Annotated in this window: 14 protein-coding genes; 4 read left to right on the forward strand and 10 right to left on the reverse strand. The window is 71.6% G+C overall.

Going from position 1 to position 17,593, the window contains the following annotated elements:
* Positions 1–37: 37 nt before the first annotated feature.
* The 3 genes from C6W10_RS16130 to C6W10_RS16140 all read right to left on the reverse strand — a co-directional run bounded on the left by C6W10_RS16130 (position 38) and on the right by C6W10_RS16140 (position 3,113).
* Positions 38–688 carry a DUF4241 domain-containing protein gene (locus tag C6W10_RS16130; RefSeq protein WP_107258779.1) on the reverse strand — a complete coding sequence of 217 codons (651 nt, stop codon included), beginning with the start codon at positions 686–688 and terminating at the stop codon, positions 38–40.
* A 177-nt stretch (positions 689–865) separates the two neighbouring features.
* The gene (locus C6W10_RS16135) at positions 866–1,672 is read right to left on the reverse strand and encodes an SAM-dependent methyltransferase (protein WP_107258780.1); all 807 of its coding nucleotides are present in this window, start codon (positions 1,670–1,672) and stop codon (positions 866–868) included.
* A gap of 226 nt (positions 1,673–1,898) precedes the next feature.
* Positions 1,899–3,113 carry an MFS transporter gene (locus C6W10_RS16140; protein WP_107258781.1) on the reverse strand — a complete coding sequence of 405 codons (1,215 nt, stop codon included), beginning with the start codon at positions 3,111–3,113 and terminating at the stop codon, positions 1,899–1,901.
* A 262-nt stretch (positions 3,114–3,375) separates the two neighbouring features.
* Here C6W10_RS16140 and C6W10_RS16145 point away from each other — a divergent pair, with 262 nt between their 5' ends.
* The 3 genes from C6W10_RS16145 to C6W10_RS16155 all read left to right on the forward strand — a co-directional run bounded on the left by C6W10_RS16145 (position 3,376) and on the right by C6W10_RS16155 (position 7,828).
* Positions 3,376–6,657: a BTAD domain-containing putative transcriptional regulator gene (locus tag C6W10_RS16145; RefSeq protein WP_369938509.1), complete on the forward strand. Its 3,282-nt coding sequence runs from the start codon at positions 3,376–3,378 to the stop codon at positions 6,655–6,657.
* Positions 6,658–6,707: 50 nt separating this feature from the next.
* Complete coding sequence (wrbA, locus tag C6W10_RS16150; protein ID WP_107258782.1) at positions 6,708–7,349, forward strand: NAD(P)H:quinone oxidoreductase; 642 nt, start codon at positions 6,708–6,710, stop codon at positions 7,347–7,349.
* Between the two features lie 167 nt (positions 7,350–7,516).
* A complete protein-coding gene (locus C6W10_RS16155) occupies positions 7,517–7,828 on the forward strand; it encodes a hypothetical protein (RefSeq protein WP_107258783.1) in 312 nt (103 codons plus the stop codon).
* Between the two features lie 239 nt (positions 7,829–8,067).
* Here C6W10_RS16155 and C6W10_RS39465 read toward each other — a convergent pair whose 3' ends face one another.
* Entirely contained in the window at positions 8,068–8,286 is a 219-nt protein-coding gene (locus C6W10_RS39465) for an alcohol dehydrogenase catalytic domain-containing protein (RefSeq protein WP_107258784.1), read from the reverse strand.
* A gap of 575 nt (positions 8,287–8,861) precedes the next feature.
* Here C6W10_RS39465 and C6W10_RS16165 point away from each other — a divergent pair.
* Positions 8,862–9,461, forward strand: a complete 600-nt coding sequence (locus C6W10_RS16165) for a hypothetical protein (protein WP_107258785.1) — start codon at positions 8,862–8,864, stop codon at positions 9,459–9,461.
* Between the two features lie 209 nt (positions 9,462–9,670).
* Here the strand turns inward: C6W10_RS16165 and C6W10_RS16170 are convergent, their stop codons facing one another.
* The 6 genes from C6W10_RS16170 to C6W10_RS16195 are packed head-to-tail and all read right to left on the reverse strand — an operon-like array spanning position 9,671 to position 17,591.
* On the reverse strand, positions 9,671–10,591 hold the full coding sequence (locus tag C6W10_RS16170; RefSeq protein WP_107258786.1) for a hypothetical protein: 921 nt from the start codon (positions 10,589–10,591) through the stop codon (positions 9,671–9,673).
* Complete coding sequence (locus C6W10_RS16175; protein WP_107258787.1) at positions 10,588–13,074, reverse strand: Hsp70 family protein; 2,487 nt, start codon at positions 13,072–13,074, stop codon at positions 10,588–10,590. The genes C6W10_RS16170 and C6W10_RS16175 overlap by 4 nt, the downstream gene beginning before the upstream one ends.
* Positions 13,067–13,582, reverse strand: a complete 516-nt coding sequence (locus tag C6W10_RS16180; RefSeq protein WP_159104605.1) for a hypothetical protein — start codon at positions 13,580–13,582, stop codon at positions 13,067–13,069. The genes C6W10_RS16175 and C6W10_RS16180 overlap by 8 nt, the downstream gene beginning before the upstream one ends.
* A 5-nt stretch (positions 13,583–13,587) precedes the next feature.
* Positions 13,588–14,634, reverse strand: a complete 1,047-nt coding sequence (locus C6W10_RS16185; protein ID WP_107258789.1) for a serine/threonine-protein kinase — start codon at positions 14,632–14,634, stop codon at positions 13,588–13,590.
* A complete protein-coding gene (locus C6W10_RS16190) occupies positions 14,631–15,413 on the reverse strand; it encodes an FHA domain-containing protein (RefSeq protein ID WP_159079543.1) in 783 nt (260 codons plus the stop codon). Before C6W10_RS16190 ends, C6W10_RS16185 begins: the two co-directional genes overlap by 4 nt.
* A 30-nt stretch (positions 15,414–15,443) precedes the next feature.
* Entirely contained in the window at positions 15,444–17,591 is a 2,148-nt protein-coding gene (locus tag C6W10_RS16195) for a hypothetical protein (RefSeq protein WP_107258791.1), read from the reverse strand.
* Between the last annotated feature and the right edge of the window lie 2 nt (positions 17,592–17,593).

Raw genomic sequence — 17,593 nt, forward strand, 5'->3', positions numbered from 1 at the left:
GGTGGTGGTCAGGTGTGCCAGGAGACGCGGACCTCGCCTACGGTGAAGGGGATGAGCTGCTCACGACGCGGAAGTCGGTGACAAAGCTGGCGATGCGCCCGTCGACGGTGCGACCTACGTAGGTGGCGTAGACGCCGTCACCCCAGCCGGAACCGACGACGTACACGTTCGCCTGGGTTCGTTCCTCCACTACTGCGGCTGTGACAGCCTCGATGGGGTCATCCGGGACCTGCGCCGGGATGAATACCTCGTCCAGCCTCTCGTAGTCCCATTTGCCGAGCGCCTCGATGGCGAGTTGGTCGGCCAGCGTCCCGGTGCCCGCATCGACCGCGTAGCCGAAGAAGTCCTCGTCATCGAGTGTGGCCACGTCCTGGCCCGGTAGTAGCGCCATGCTCCAGGTCGCCGCCGGCTCGTCGACCACCACCAACTGCAGGGCGGTGATCCGTCGCTGCCACTCGCATCCGTCCTTGTGTAGCACCGCTACCCAAGCCCGCAACTGGTACCTGCCCGGTGTCACCGCGTCGACGAACGGCGTGGTGTGCGCCACCAGCGGATCGCACGCCACCACGTTGCCCGTTGGCAGTACCACCGGCCCAAGCTCGCACGGCTCGACGTGGTAGGCGATCCCATCTCGCTCCACTCGATACGACGCAGTCAACAGCACACCAAGATCCGGCACGTGGGGCACAGCGCGCAGCGTGACGGGGTTCTTCTTCGACCAGGTGCCGGAACGAACGCACCCCGGACAGCGAGCCGAGGCTCATGGCGCCCGGCCTGCGACAAAACAGGAGGGTCGGTGCCAGCGGTCACCTCCGTACCCACGAATAGGTTGCCCTCGTGGCTGGCCGGCGTCGAGGGGCTCAGCTCAGCCGATGCGGCCGACGCCGCCGAAGAGGTAGACCTCCGGCTCGTCGGACTCCGGGTCGGGGCGCCACCGCGAGCACGTGACGACGCCGGGCTCCAGCAGATCCAACCCGTCGAAGAAGCGTTCGAGCTCCACCTTCGTCCTGGCGCGGATCGGCGTGCCGCCGCGTTCGGTGGTTTCCCGCATCACGCGCAGCATCGGCTCGCCGTGGATCTCCGCGGTGGAGTGGGTGAGCACCAGGTAGCTACCGGCGGGCATCGCCCGCACCAGCTGCGCGACGGAGCCGTACGCCACGTCGTCGTCCATGAGGTGGTTGACGACGCCGAGGAGCATGAGCCCGATCGGCTGCGAGAAGTCGAGCGTCTGCCGCGCCGACGCGAGTATCGTGTCCGGCTGCCGCAGATCGGCCTCGACGTAGTCGCAGATGCCTTCCGGCGCGCTGTTCAGGAGCGCACGCGCATGCACCATGACGAGGGGGTCGTTGTCGATGTAGACGACCCGGCAGCCTGGGTCGAGAGCTTGCGCGACCTCGTGGGTGTTCTCCGCCGAGGGGAGCCCGGTGCCCACGTCGAGGAACTGCCGGATGCCGGCATCCTCGACCAGGAACCTGACCACGCGCTTGAGGAACGCGCGCTCGGACCTGGCCCCGACGGGGATGTCCGGGATGTGTGCGATCACCTCATCGCCGACGGCCCGATCGACCGCGAAGTTGTCCTTGCCGCCGAGCCAGTAGTTCCAGATCCGCGCCGAGTGCGGAACCGTCGTGTCCAGTTTGGAGTCCGAGCGGAACTCCCGATCCTCGGTCATGACGGCATTCTTCCGCACCGAAGGCGCGGTGACGCAAGTAGGGCGGCGGGGGCTGTTGCGTTCCCGGTTCGACCGGACCGGGCCCGGCGCGACCTGCGCAGCCTCTACGGGCGCGGCCAGCGGCGTTGGCAGCTCAGGTCAGATCGTACGGCCCGCTATCGATCCTGACAGCGACGGCGAACGGTCGGCACGAGACCTGGTCGCCGCGCCGCCGGCTCTGCACCGGTCAGAGTGACAGCGTCACGGCGATCGCCGGTCCGAACGCGACGCTGAGCAGGTAGGCGAGGTTGAACAACCCCAGGGCTTCGGCCTCGTGCGAGGCGGGCACGACGCCGGCCGCTCGCAGGGCGAGCACGCCTTGGCCGGTCGCGGCGGCCAGGGAGCCGAGCGCCATCGCCGCGAGCAGTAACGGTACGACGGTGGTGACCGCCGCCAGCAGCGGCGCGGCGGCGCCGGCGGCGAGCAACGCGGCGGCCACCACCCGGTGCGGCACCCGCACGGACGCCGCCACCAGGAATCCCGATCCGAAGCCGCCGAGCAGGTACGGCGCCAGCAGTACGACTCCGCTCAGGGTGCCGTCCCATCCCGCGTGCTCTCGCAGCAGATCCGGCGCGGCGTAGAGCACGGCGAAGTTCGCCACAGCCAGTCCGAAGGCCAGCGCGCACGCCGTGAGGAACCTGCCGTTACGTGCCACCGCGGCGGGCGGGAAACCGTCGGGGCGCACCTTCGTCCGGACCACGAGCAACAACAGCAGCGCGCCGGTGGCCGGGCCGGCCACCAGCGGCCGGTGCGGAGTGAGAACCGCCGCGGTGACCAGCATGGCGAGGAGAGCCGTGCCGAGGGGATCGAACGACGCCGGTACCGCGTCCGGCGGTGACGCGCCGCGGCGAGCCGCCGGCACGGCGACCACCGCCAGCAGTGGCAACGCCAGCGCCGCCTGCCACGAGAAGGAGTCGGTCACCAGCGCGCCGGTCAGCGGGCCGGTGGCGCCGACGACCGCCAGCGACGCGGCAACCACCCCCATCCGCCGAGCCGAGCCGGCCAGTTTCATGGCCGTCACTGTGAGCCCGGCAGACCCCAGCGCCTGCACCGCCGCACCGGCCACCAACACCGGTACGCTCGAACTCAGCACGAGGAGGACCGTCCCCGCTACCACCAACGCGGTCGCGACGGTCAGGACCGCCCGTACGCCGCGGCGCGCCAGCAACGCCGCCAACAGTGGTGTTCCCAGCGCGATCCCCCAGCCGAAGGCCGTCACGCCGGCGGCCGCTGCCTCTTTCCCGGTCCCCATCGCCCGCGCCAGGTCGTCGAGGACCAGGGCCGGCGCGGAGATCCCGTACGACAGCGGGCCGGCCAGCAGGGCGAGCCAGGGTGTGGACACCCGCTCCGGTCCGGGCTGTCTGCCGTGGCGAGCGGCCGCGTCGCGCTGTAGGTGATCCATCGCAATCCTCCGCTGTCGGTCGGTCGGTTGGATCGAGCCTGCCCAGCGCCCTTACCGTCTACTGACGGTCGCCTGACGTACGCGTCGGGCAGGCATGAAACCTGCCGCCGCCCGTCCAACGGCGGGCGGGCGGACGCAGCCGCGGGCAGTCGGCGCTGGTCGGGCGGAGCCGCTTCCGCGTCCTACGCATCACCGTGACGTCGGCGCGGGTCCTGGTCAGCGGTGCCGACGGACGGCGGAGCCCGCTGGCCGGGACAGCTGGATGGCTAGGGTGAAAGCTGTGCGCTTCGGGGTGCTGGGTGGGATCGCCGTATGGACGTCCGACGGCGAACCCGTCACCGTGCCCGGCCTGAAGGTTCGCGGTCTCCTGGCTGACCTGCTGGTTCACGAGGGACGCCCGGTGACCGCCGATCGCCTGATCGAGGATCTCTGGGGTGACGAGCCCCCGGGCAACGCGCTGGGGGCCCTGCAGACCAAGGTGTCGCAGTTGCGCCGCGCGCTGGAGGCGGGTGAGGCCGGTGGCCGTGCGCTGGTCGAGTCCGGTGACGCCGGCTACCGGCTGCGGACGTCGGCGGAATCGATCGACGCCGTACGCTTCACCGCGCTGTTGGCACGGTCGCGCGGGCAGCGGGAGCCGGCGCAGCGGGCGGCGACGCTGACCGAGGCGCTGTCGCTCTGGCGCGGTTCCCCGTACGCGGACTTCAGCGACGAGCGATTCGTCCGCCAGGCGACCGAGCGGCTCAACGACCAGTATCTGGCCGCGCTGGAGGAACTGGCCGAGGCGCGGCTCGCGCTTGGTGAGCACCACCTGCTCGTCGGCGAGCTGGCCGACCTGGTCGCACGCCACCCGTGGCGCGAGCGACTACGGGCCGCGCACCTGCGCGCCCTCTACGGCTCGGGGCGCCAGCGTGACGCCCTGGCCGCCTACGAGCGGTTCCGTCGGCAACTGCGCGACGAACTGGGCATCGACCCCGGGCAGGAGCTGGCCGAGCTGCATCGGGCGATCCTGCGTCAGGACCCCGCGCTACAGCCGCCGGCACCACCGCTGAATCCGGCCCGAACCAACCTGCCGGCACCGCTGTCGCCAGGTCCCTACGGCGGACTGATCGGCCGCGACGAGGCCGTCGAAGCGGTACGGGAGCGTCTGGCGAACGGGCGGCTGGTCACCCTGACCGGTCTCGGCGGGGTAGGGAAGACCAGACTGGCGCTCGAGGCCGCGCGAATGCTCGCCGACACGTTCCCCGCCGGAGTGTGGCTCGTCGAGCTGGCCGGCCAGCCGCACTGCGGCGACCCGGCGACCTGCACCGAGGTCGTCGAGACGGTGGCGGCGACGCTGGAGATCCGGGACGACAGCCCGCCCGGCGACCGACCACGTGAGCCGACGGACCGGCTCGTCGCCGCGCTGCGGGACCGGCGAATGCTGTTGCTGCTCGACAACTGCGAACACGTGGTGGAGCCGATCGCCGAACTGACCGAGAAACTTCTCGGCGCCGCGGCCGACCTGCGCATCCTGGCGACGAGCCGCGAACCGCTCGGGATCGCCGGCGAGGTCGTCTTCCCGGTGCCGCCGCTGGCCCTGCCGGAGCCCGGAGCGACCGCAGAGCAGATCGTCGAGACCCCGGCGGTTCGGCTCTTCGTAGCCCGCGCCCGCGCCATCGAGCCCGGGTTCAGCGTGGACCAGGAAGACACGGAGACCATCGCCACCATCTGCCGGCGTCTCGACGGAGTGCCGCTGGCGCTGGAACTGGCCGCGTCCCGGCTGCCGGTACTCGATCCGAACGAACTGGCGACGCGGCTCGACGATCGCTTCCGGCTGCTGTCCTCCGGCCGGCGGACCGCGCCCCCGCGCCAGCAGGGGCTTCGCGCGATGATCGACTGGAGTTGGGAGCTGCTGTCGCCTCCGGAACGCGCGGTGCTGCGCCGGCTGGCGGTCTTCGCCGACGGCGCCACCCTGGCGACCGCCGAGCAGGTGTGCTCGGCCGGGCAGGTGTCCCCGGACGACGTGCTCGACGTACTGGCGCGCCTGATCGACCGGTCACTGGTCATGGTGCGGCACGGGGAGAGTCCGCGACGCTACCGGCTGTCGGAGACGGTGGCCGCCTACGGTCTCGACCAACTCGACAGCGCCGGCGAACTGCCCGAGACCCGTCGCCGGTACGCCGCCTGCTTCGCCCGTCTCGCCGAGCGGGTCACCGGACGGCTCCGGGGCCATGACCAGAGTTGCGCGCTCGGCGAGCTCGACGCCGAGAACGGCAACTTCCGGGCGGCACTCGACGTCGCCGCCACCGACGGGCACGCCCGCGCCGGATTGACGCTCGCCACCTCGTTGACCTGGTACCGGCTGCTCCGAGGCCGTTTCGGAGAGCTGAGCCGGTCACTGCGCACGGCGTTGGAGATCGTCCCGACGAGCGAGGAGGATGTCGCGCCGGACGCCCTTCGCCGACAGGCGGACATGTGGCTGGTCGCTCTCGCCACCCGGGACGGTGACCCGGCCGCTCCCCGGCAGCGGGTCCTGGCGAGCTACCCGGACGCCGACCTGCCGGACAGGGCGTTCGCGCAGTGGCTGTTCGCCTCCATGATGCTCGGCTCCGGTGACCCGGGCGAGGCCGCCGTACTGGTCAACGCGGCGTTGGCGGCGTTCCGCGCCCACGGCGACCGGTGGGGCATCGCCGCGGCCTGTGCCACCCGGGCCGACCTCGCGCTCGTACTCCGCAGCGATCTGTCCGCCGCCCAGCGGGACTGCGAGGTCAGCCGGTCGTTGTTCGGGCAACTGGGCGACCGCTGGGGTCAGGTGCATCCGACGAGTCTGTTGGGGAGTCTGGCGGAGATCCGTGGCGACTACGATCGCGCCGAGTCGTGCCACCGCGAGGCGCTGCGCATCGCCGAACACCTGCGGCTGTGGACGTTGGTGTCCCGGCAGTTGGCGAACCTCGGTCGGCTCGCCCTACTGCGGGGCGACTACCAGGAAGCCGTTGCCTGGCATGACCGCGCGTTACAGGTGGCGGGGGAGCAGTCGAGCCGGTCGGCCGCCGCCTTCGCCGGCACCGGGCTGGCGATGGTAGAACGCCGGCGGGGTGACCTCGACGCCGCCGAGACCCGGCAGCGGGACCTGCTGCAGTGGAACCGGCACGCGGGCTACCTGCCCGGCTGCGCGCTCACACTGGCCGAGTTGGGGTTCATCGCCGAACACCGCGGTGATGCCGCCCTCGCTGAGCGTCGCCACCGTGAGTCGCTGGACGCGGCGCGGGCCACCGGAGACCACCGGGCCGTGGCCCTGGCTCTTGAGGGCCTGGCCGGCGCCGCCAGCCTCGCCGGTGACCATCGCCGGGCCGCGCGGCTGCTGGGCGCGGCCCGGACGCTGCGCGAGGCAGCCGGAGCGCCGCTGCCCGCCGGCGAGCAGCATGACGTACGGCGCATCACCTCCCGTCTCCGCGAGGCGCTCAGCGAGGGGCAACTCGCTGCCGAGATGCGTCGCGGCGCGCGGCTCGACCTCGACGAACCTGCGCTCGACGGCATCGGTAAGAGGACGGTCAGCAGTCGGTAAGCCTGCCCGGCACGGTTGATCGGGAACCGAGCCGACCAGAGGAGGCAACCATGCAGGCGGACGCCAGGATCGCCGTCATCTACTACTCCGCCACGGGCACCGTGCACCGTCTCGCGCAGGCATTTGTCGACGGCGCCGCCGACGCCGGCGCGGAGGTCCGCCTGCGCCGGGTGGCAGAGTTGGCGCCGGATCAGGTGGTCGATGCCAAGCCGCAGTGGCGGGCACACCTCGACGCCACCGCCGATGTCCCGCTGGCCACCCTGGACGACCTCCGGTGGGCCAACGGGTACGCCTTCGGCACGCCGACCCGTTTCGGGAACGTCTGCTCCCAACTGCGCCAGTTCCTCGACACCACGACCGCCCCGTGGCAGGCGGAGGAGCTGGCCGACAAGCCGGCGACTGGCTTCGTCGCCAGCTACGAGGAACACGGTGGCCAGGAGGCGACCCTGCTCAGCCTCTACCAGACGTTCCACCACTGGGGGTCGATCATCCTGCCCACGGGTTACCTGAACTACGCCGTCGCCCACGCCGGTGGCGGGAACCCGTACGGCGTCAGCCAGGTGGAGAGCCGCGCCAGCCGGGATCCCGAGTACGCCAAGGCGGTCCTCGAAGCGGCCCGCTTCCAGGGCGCTCGCCTCGCCCGGATGGCAGCCGCCGTCACCGCCGCCCGCGCGGACAGCAGGCTCGGGTAACTCCGGCGCGCTGGCGATGTCCCGCACCTCGCCCGAAAGCCCGAGCGCCGGCGGACGCTGATAGCGATGTGTGAGAGCGAACTGATGGGGGTAGATGATGCCCCGCCGGAGGAAATGAGTGGACCGGTGACATCGCCGACAATTGACAAGCATCAGGAGAGTGCCAGATGAGTTCGTCCACCCACGGGAACAACGGCACTACCGGGATTTCGCGCATCCGTGCGCGCGGCGACGAGACGAAGCCGTCGTTCAAGACCAGCGAACTGGTCGTCTACGTGCTCGCTGTCATCGGTGTGCTGATCGCCTCCAGCGTGGTCGGCGACAGCGGAAACAACGATGGCCAGGACCTGTTCGCCGCAGACAAGGCGTGGTGGTTCATCACCCTGCTCACCGTCGGTTACATGGTTAGCCGGGGTCTGGCCAAGGCCGGCAGCCGCAGCAGGGACATCGACCCGCGCACCGACGTCGACAACCACTAGAAATTCGGTACGACCAGCGGCCCCGGTGGCCCGGCCGGTAGTGACACGGCCGCCGCCGGGGCCGTTCGGCGGCGTTCAATCGTTGCCGCCGCTAGATGCGTCTAATGCGCAGGCGGCTGGGTAGCGTATGGCAATTTTTTGGTGTAGCGGGTGGCGACTGCGCAGTGGCGTTTCAAAACAATTGACGCCACCAGCCGGGAACGCGCGGGATCAGGCTGGCCGGCGCGCCACTCCACTGATCACCTGGGGGACTTCGGCCTCGTCGAGCGCGGGCGGGCCTGACCGGGAACGACGGGGAAGCGGGCGACTGGCCAGTGTCCCTGGATCAGGTCCAGGTCCGTGTAGCAGATCCCGCACGCGGTGACCCTGACCAGGACCTCGCCCGGCCCCGGCGTGGGCACCTCGCGTTCGGTGATCGTGAGCGGCTCATCGACCGTGGTGGCAATGGCCGTAAGCATGGGCGATCCTCAATTCTGTCCGCACGCTGACGTATTCGTTTTTATGCCTCCTAATGGATCTGTCTGGCTTATGCACCATACCGGTACAGTTCCCGGAGGAGGGGACGCTTCCGGGTGATGGGCAGGTCACGGAGCCGCCTCGCGCCGGGCCGGCAGAGATGGTGGCGGCCCGGTCGTGCTCGGCGGAGTGACCAACGGGTACCACCGTGCAGTTCGAGTCGGTCCTCAGCGCACCAAGCCACCGTCGTCGAACCAGTTCTGGCCCGGGACGAGGCGCTGGAGCCTTGCTGAACGACCCTGTCCGATTGCTTGACATGTATCGATGTGATCGCTAACACTTGTCCATGTAGGAGCTTTCGACCCCAGGGGGTCGATGGTCTTCGATGTCTGGTCGGTGTTCGCGCGTCACTGGCCCCACGCCGTACGACGAATGCGTGGACCCGTCGTCCGTCATCGCGAGCTGTTGTCACGAACACGAGTCAGTCCGGCCGGAGTGACAACGCATGGTCTACGGAGTCGTCACCCGTTCGCCCCACGTCAGAGCGCTGGGCGGTGCAGTTGAAGGAGAGTCCACAATGACCCTAACTCGCCTCAGGCAGGTAGCTCTCGCCATTCTCGCCATCGGCGTCGTAGCCAGCCCCAGCGCGGTCCACGCCGCCCCGGCTGCCACGCAGACCAGGGCGGCGCCAGCGGCGACGATCACCTGGACCCTTGCCCGGGCGCAGAACCCGACCGCGGATCAACAGGACGCATATGCGCGCATCACGTCGGCCATGAACGCCGCTGTGGCACGGTACAACGCCCTCAGCGACCTTGGTAAGTCGATCACCGTGCACTATGTGCCCGGCGTACCGACGGCTGACGGCAACATCAACGGAAGCATCCGGTTCGGCAGCAACCGCAGTTACATGACTGAGCGGACGGCGTTGCACGAGACGGCCCACACCCTGGGCGTGGGTCTGAGCGGTGGTTGGCAATCCCTCGGCGGCAGCGGCACCTGGACCGGCGCGCAAGCCACAGCCCTCGTACGGCAGTACGACGGCCCGAACGCGGTCATCCGTACCGGTGGGGGACACTTCTGGCCCTACGGCCTCAACTACGACAACGAGTTCAGCCAGACCAACGCGGACCGCCACGTGTGGATCGTCGCGGCGATGAAGCGTGACGGGCTCTGAGCGCTCTGGGCTGCGAGGAGCCGTCCGGGCCGGCCGAGCAGCTCATCGGGCGCGGCGCTGGGGATCAGCGAACCTCCGCGCCCGACGGCTGCCCGCGGCACACGCCGGAGGGCCGCGCCGTCGGCGGGCCGGAGCAGACCTGACGCTCGTAGAGGCGCTGTCGGCGGGCGGCCCCGGTGGCGACTGCTGCACCTGCCGGACGTCCTGAATCACGACGGGGTGAGGACGAGGCTCGCGCTGCGGTTGCGGGCCGGTTCGCGGAACGGGCCCTGCGACTGGTCGGCGGAGCGGAGGGTAAACGCGGTCAGCGGCAGGTCACCGGCCTCCGCAAGCTCCCGCGCCGCGACCCGGGCCCGGCTCAGCGCCGTACCCGAGCCGCCGCTGGTGCGTCCGCCCGGCACCGGCACGCTGTGTCCGATCACGGTCACGGACACGTCGAGGTCGGGCAGCCGGCGGCCGACGTCGGCGAGCACGTCGGCGCCGTACGAGGTCAACCAGGCGTCGCGGCTGAACAGACCCCTCCGGAAGTAGACCTCCACCGTGTCCGGCCGGCGCTTCACCACGACGCCGGGCAGGGTGACACCCCGAGCTATCGCGTCGAGCCGGGCGGCCAACGCCTGGGCGGCCGCCGCCCTGTCCGCCTCGATCTGCTCCAGCCGGCCCTGCAACTCCGCGGCACGGCGCCGCTCCACGTCCAGCGCCACCGTCTCCGGCGCCGGGGTGGTCACGGACGCGGCGGGCCTGGCAGGCGGCGAGGCTGACAGCGACGGGAGCACGACCACGGTACCGGCGGCGACCGCGACCACCAGCACCGCGCCGGCCGCCGCGAGGCGCACCGGCGGGACGACCGGACGTGGCCGGCGATCACCGGCGAGGATGGCGGCGACCGCCCGACGGCCCTCGGCGGCGCCCTCGTGCCCCGGGTCGATCGCCTGGACCGCCGCCCAGCACTCGTCTGCCTCCTGCCAGCGCCCCTGCTGGGCACGGATCCGGGCGAGCAGGTCGAGGCTGGCCGGCTCGTCGCCGTCCAACGCGACCAGAATCTCGGCGGCAGCGTCCAGGTCGCCGCGCCGGGCGGCGGCCGTGGCCCGGCTCAGCGCCAGGTCGGTGCTCAGGGCCGGCGCGGTCACCGGCCGACCAGCCCGATGATCTTCGGCTGCTCCTCGCGCGGCAGCAGCCGGACCAGCCGCGAGTTGACCGCGTCGAGCGCGCGTTCGTCGCCGGCCGCCAGCGCCTCCTTGCCCTCCCGGACGAGCCCGCGCGCCTCACCGGCCGGCTGCATCCGACCCTGCTGCTCGCAGAGCGCGTAGAACAGGCGTACCGACCAGCCTGGCTGCCGCCGTTCGAGCTCGATGAGGAACTCGGTGACCCGCTCGGTCTCCGCTTTGATCCGCGCCGAGATGCCGCTCTCGATGGCCTCGTTCGCGCGCTGCTCGAACTCGGCCAGCGCCGACCGGTCGGCGGGATGCCCCACCTCGGAGACCAGCCGACCGGCCTCGCCGAGCAGGTCACGTAGCTCCCGTACCAGCGCCGGCCGGTCGGCCGCCTCCTCGATGTCGTCGAGCTGCGCCTGCACCTCACGCAGCCGGTCCTCGGCGGTGGCGGCCGCGCCCGCGTCCACGCCAGAGGCCCGGACCTGCTCCCGCGCGGTGGTCAGGGTGCCCTCGTCGTCGAGCCGCTGAAGCCGGTCGCGCACCTCCGGTACGTCCGACGCGCGCGACTCGTGCAGCGCGGCCATCCGCTGCTCGGCCTCGGCCAGCGCGGTCGCCAGTTCGTCCGCCTGCGGCGTGCGAACCTCGTCGAGGTTGATCTCCGCCTCGAACTGGGCCTGGATCAGCGGTACGTCGGCGACAACGGTGACCAGGCTGGAGGTGTCCACCTCGAACGTCACCTCGACCTCGGTTCCGGCGGGCAGGTCGATCCGCACGTCCAGCGGGCGGATCTCCAGCATGCCGACCGGGCGGTTGCGGTCGGCGCGGTCCCGTTCGCCCTGCACCACCGGGATCCGGACCACGGCATCGGCGTCCGAGCGGCGCAGCGCGGCGGCGGTGCGGAACACCTCGCGCGCCCGGGTCGGCAGCGTCGCGCCCTTGCGCAGCAGCGGCGCGAACGCCCGGTCGGCGAGCTGGATGCCGAGCGAGTGGGTCAGTCGGGCACCGCCGAACTCCACCTCCCGGTGCGTGATGGAGAGCGTGTCGGGGGATATCTTCTGCGGTACACCGGACCGGTCGGTGAGTTCCACCGTGAACCGCGAGGTCGTGTGTGGATCGATGGCGACCTCGGTCAGGAAGGCGCCCTCGGCGTTCAGCTCCAGCCGTCCGGTGCGGAACGGCGGCTGCCCGTCCGGGTTGCGCAGCGTCACGCCGTACCCGGTCCAGTCCACGGCTGCGGCGGCGTGCACCTTGCCGGCGACCACCGGGGTGGTGGTCGTGACGCTGGGCTCGTACGCGAGTTGCAGGGCGAACTCGCCCGCCGCCGGCTGGAACGACGGTGGGTCGGGGCGCCGGACGGTACTGGCGAAGATGGCGGCACCCCGGGCGACCACGGTGGTCGGATCCAGGCTGGTGTCGAGCGCTATCCCGAGCCCGTCGCGGCTGTCGGCGAGGCGCTCCCGCAGTCCGGGCGCGAGGGTGGTGCCGCCGACCAGCAGCAGCCGGTCGATGTCGCCCGCGTCCAGCCCGCCGTCGGCGAGCGCGGTGCGGCACAGGTTCGTCGCCCGGGCGTAGAACGGCTCGGCGACCCGGTCGAGTTCGTCCCGGCGGAGCGTGTACTCGAACGTCTCGACCTCCCCTCCGCCGACCGTCAGATCCATCGACAGGTCGATCGCGTCCCGGCGGGAAAGCTCGATCTTGCCCTCCTCGGCGAGCCACTTCAGCTTGGCGAAGTGCACCCGCCATTCCGGGTTGTCCCGGCGGAAGTCGGCGAAGCCGAACTCGGCCGCAGCGGCGGGGGCCAGGATCCGCTCCACCACCGCCCAGTCGATGAGCTTGCCGCCCAGGTACGGGTCACCGGCGTGGTTCAGCACCCGCAGGTCCCCGTCGCGCTTGCTCACCACCGCCGCGTCGAACGTGCCGCCGCCGAAGTCGAACACCATCCAGTACGCCCGGTCGTCGGCGTCGTGGAAGCCGTACGCGAAGGCCGCCGCGGTGGGCTCCTGGACGAGCGGGCACGCGGCGCTGAGCCCGGCGAGCGCCGCCGCCTCCAGAGTCGCCTTGTTCTGGTTCAGCGAGAAGGCGGCCGGCACGGTGATGACGGCCGCGTCCGGTGGGCTGCCGCTGTGGTGCGCGGCGTCCGCCCGCAGCGACTTGAGCACCTCGGCGGAGAGCTGCGGCGGGGTCAGTGTCGTGCCGGCCCTGCCGAACCGCTTGCCGGCGTCGGCCAGCCCCATCTCCAGCTTGAACTCGGCGGTCGCGTTCTCCGGGTCGCTCTGCACCCGCTCGCGCGCTCGACGACCGACGTGCACCACGCCGGGCTTCGGAATCCACACCGCCGAGGGCGTGATGTCCCAGCCGTCGTTGTTCTTGATGACGGCGACGCCGCCGTCCTCCTCCACCACCGCGATCGCGCTGTTGGTGGTGCCAAGGTCGATGCCGAAGTCGATGGTGTCACGCATGCTCGTTTCCTCCGTCAACGGGCTGGGTGGGGGTGCCGACGATGACCTGCCCCACCTGGATGAGCCGGCCGTGCAGATAGACGGACGGCCGTACGGTCTCGATGACTGTCTCGGCGGTCAGGGCGGGGTTCTCCTGGTAGACCAGGACTTCGAGTTCCCGCCCCACGTTGAAGACGTCGCCGTCGTGGTCCTGGACGACCAGGCCGGCGTCGGCCAGCGCCTCGGTGGACGTGCGCAGGTAGCGGCCGGCCTGGCGGTCCCGGGGCGAGGGGCGTTCGCCGGCCGCCGCGAGCCTGCGCTGGGCCCGCCACAGGTTCGTCACGGCCGTCGCCAGGGCCGCCTCGTCCGGCTCGGCGGGCGGTGCTTCCCTCTCGTCCGGCTGCGCGTCCCGGACCGCGGTCAGCAGGACCTCCAGGCGGGCCCGCTGCGACTCCGTCCACATCGGAGGCGCGATCCGGAACTCCCGATGATGCCGGCGCTGGCGAAGCTCCTCGCGCAGTCGCGTCATGCGGTTCACATCGTCACCCCTCGTCGCCAGAGATTCAGCTTGGGCAGGTAGCGGGCGCGCAGGTCCGGTGACAGCTCCAGCGCCTGTGCCATCAGGCCCGCCGCTCGGTCGAGTTGACCGGCGTGCCGGGCCAGCGCCAGCGCCTGTTCGGCGAGCCGCCGGGCCCGGGCGTCCGCCGGCTCGCCCTCGCTGCGGGAGGAGCCGCCGCCGACTCGCCGGCCGCGCAGTTCGGCGGCGAGCACTCCCGCCGTGGCCGGCCGGTCGGCCGGGTCGACCTCCAGGGCGGAGAGCAGGATCCGGTCCAGCTCCGGGTCCACCTCCGGGTGGTAGCGGCTCGGCGGCAGCGGTACCCGCGCGAACCGGCCCGGCGAGTACGACGACAGGGGTGCACCGTCGTCGTAGGGGAGGCGGTTGGTCAGCAGCAGGTACACGATGGTGCCCACCGACCACACATCGCTGGCCCGGGAGTACCCCTCGCGGCGCAGCACCTCCGGTGCCATGAAGGCGAACGTGCCCTGGGCGCTGGCCAGCATCGTGAACGGGTCGGCGCGCTTGGCGAGCCCGAAGTCGCTGATCCGGATCCGCAGGCCGCTGCCCTCGTATCCGACGAGGATGTTGGCGAGCGTGAGGTCACGGTGCAGGATCGGCGGGTCCTGTTCGTGCGCGGCGGTCAGCCCGGAGGCGATCTGCTCGGCCACCTCGACCGCCAGCTCGACCGGAATCGTCGGCCCGTGTGCGCGGATCAGCCGCTCCAGGCTGCCCCCGGCCACGTACTCCATGGTGAAGAACCCCCGGACGCCCTGCGGGGTACGCACGGTGCCGGCGTCGAACACCCGGACGATGTTCGGATGCCCCAGTGTGGAGAGCAGCCGGGCCTCCTCCAGCAGGGTACGGGTCTCGTCGAGCGAGGCGACCCGTTTGAAGACCTTCATGGCCTGCCAGCCGAGGTACTCGTGGCGTACCCGGTGCACCTCGGCGAAGGCGCCCTCACCGAGCAGCCGGTCCACCACGAGCGTCTCGGTGACCCGGTCACCGCTCTCCAGCAGGCTCACCGGTCGTCCCCGGGATCGCTGACGATGAGCCGGTACCCGATGCCGGTGATGGTCTCCAGGATGCGCGGCACGGACGGATCCGCCTCGATGGCGCGGCGCACCGCGCGTACGACGCCGGCCAGGTCGGCACGGGTGTAGGCGCGGCCGACCGGCCACTCCTCCCGGGGCCCCCAGAGCGCGGTGATGAGTTCCTCGTGCCCGCAGGCGACCGCCGCACCGGCGCTGCTGCGACCCACCATGTACCGCAACAGTTGGTGACCCTGCGGCCGCAGCCCGCTGACCGGGGTCTCACCGCTGTCGTCGACGCGGTACGCCCGCGCGGCCACCCAGTCGTAGCGCAGGCACGGCCCGCGGGTCGGCGCCGCAGGTGTCGACTCGAACGGCGCGGGCTGGGTGGTGTGCGGGTCGAGCAGCGTCAGCTCCCAGTACAGCGGCTCGCCGTCCGGGGACATGTCGCCGAGGATCAGCAGCGCGTCTCCGTGCCGCAGGCGGCGGTTTCCCACCAGGCGTTCGGTGCGTCCACTCAGCGAGCGGAGCAGGGTGCCGTTGACGCTCGCGTTGTCGGTGACCGTCCAGCCGCCGTCGCTGTAGTCCAGGGTGCAGTGCAGCCGGCCGACCCAGCGCTGCGGATCCGGCTCCAGCGCCACGTCCGGGGTGTGGTCCGGCGCGATACGCCCGACCGTGACCGGCCCGTCCGCCAGTTCCACGCCCCGGACCCTCCCCTCGGGCGAGGTGACGCGCAACGTCACGCTTCCGCCCGCGCGCGTTTCCTCACCCACTGCCAACTCCTTCTGCGGTGCCATGCCGGGTTACCGGGCTCGCCCGTCGAAGGGCTGGTGGTCCTTGCGGTGTGCCACGCAGGCCGCGTACATCCGCTCCCGGCTCTGCTCGGACCACCAGTCGGACCGGACCGGTGTGACCGCGAACGTGCCGGGTACCTGGAGCTGGCTCGCCAGCCGCTGGCATGCCCGGGCCGCCTCCTCCGCCAGCCGGGTCCGGGTGGCGTCCCCGTCGAGTTGTGGCCCGGGTGGCGGCCAGGTCAGGATCTGGTAACCGAGAATCTCGGCCCAGTGGGGGTTGTCGCAGCGCACGATGGGCCAGACGTTGTCCGCGCCGTCGGGCTCCTGCTTGAGTTCCACGCAGTATCCCGCCGGTGCGTTGTGGTCCCGACCCTGACGGGACGTCACCGGCCGTGGTACGGCGAGCTGGGCCCCGGTCTGCCGCGAGGCCGCCAGGAACGACCAACGCTCGCCGTCGGCCCGCAGGACCAGACACGTCGCGTAGTTGGAGACCGACTCCGAACTGAGGACGACGTTCGGGGCGGGCAGGACGACCTCGGTCGCGTACCGGTCCGGCGAAAGTCCGAAGTGGATCGCCTGCTCCGCGCAGCTGAAGCGCGCCAGCCCGGCCAGGTAGTCGTAGTCGGCGTCGGGCCAGGAAATGATCGACTCCCGCAGCCCCAGATAGGCGATCACCTCGCCGGCGTGATCCCGCCCACAGGGCACGGTCGTCACCGTCGTGTCGCCGTCGCGCCAGTCGTTCGCGTCCCGGACACAGAGAATCTCCTGCGAAACGGCGCCGTAGTCGGCCGGATGGATGTCGACCGAGTTCTCCTCCGCCTCCGACATCGCGTTGACGATCAGCACCAGCGCCACCACCAGGACCGCACAGAGGGCGAGGACACCGAACACCTTGAACCGCTGCCGCCGCTCCAGGCGCTCCTCCCAGTCGGACAGCCGGATCGGCTGGCGGTACCGGACCGGTCGGCTGGGCGTGCCGTAGGAGACCGGCCCGCCGGCCTCCAGCTCGGAGAGCATGTCGCGGATGGCCGCCGCGAGCGCCTCGTCGGTGACCTGGGCGAGGACGCCGCGCAGGAACCTCGCGGCCTCGTACCGCCCACGGGTCCGCCGGATTTCGTCGACGTTGAACCGGAACTGGTTGAGCGCTCCGTCCGCCTCGTCGAAGCCGCGCAGGTTCTCCTGGATCCGACGTCGGGTCTCCGGATCGGTGGCGAGCTTCTGCGCCTCCGCCAGCCAGCTCTTGACCGTGCCCTCGTACTGTCCGGTGGCCCGGTTGCGGGCGAGTGCGCAGTTGTTGAGCAGTACCGCGATCTTGTCGCGGACGGCGTCCGTGCGGCGGTGCCGGTCGCGCGGCGCCAGTCCCTCCAGCCGGGCCAGCAGCGGCTGCACCCGCGCGCGCATCTCGGTCACGACCTCGTCGGCGTCACCGGAGTCCAGCCCGGTGTGCAGGTCCCGGACGGCGGCCTCCAGCTCCGTGTACAGCGGCTCGGCGACCTCTTCGATCAGCCGGTCGCGGTCCCGGGCCGGCACCGGCCACTCGGCCAGGTTCTTCCGCAGCGGCGCCGGATAGGCGGCGGACGCCGCCAGCCGCAGCAGCGGGCGCACCAACGCCACCGGCAGTTCCGCCCGCAGTGCCTCCACTGTGGAGGCGTCGAGCTGCCGGTCGTCGAGCCGCTCGACCCGGTGGTGCAGGTGCCGCCAGAACGACGCCGACCGGAGCGTCTTCGTCCAGCCCGCGGCCGCCGCCGTCCACTGGCCCGGCAGCCCGCCGCCGATGGTCGCGGCCAGCAGGTCGTCCGGCTGCACGTCGAGCGCCGCGGCGTGCGCCCGTACCGCGGCGTCGTGGTCGTGGTGCACACCGGCGGGGCATTCGCAGCCGTCCGGCGTACCCCACACCGCGAACACCTCGTGCACCAGGCGGCGGCGCGGGTCACCCAACACCCCGTCGAACGCGGCGCGTACCTCCTCGGTGGTCGCCGAGGAACCCTGCCAGCTCACGTCCGCACCGACCCGTAGCGCCGCCGTCAGCTGCTGCTGCCGCGCTCGCGCGGTGCGCCGGTCCACGTCCACCGGCAGGCCGGTGACTCGGAAGGCGTTGTGCCGGTAGAGGTCCGGCCCGGCCATCTCCCGAAGGCTGGCGATCGCCACCTCACTCACTC

The organism is Plantactinospora sp. BB1, from assembly GCF_003030385.1.
Lineage (GTDB): Bacteria > Actinomycetota > Actinomycetes > Mycobacteriales > Micromonosporaceae > Plantactinospora.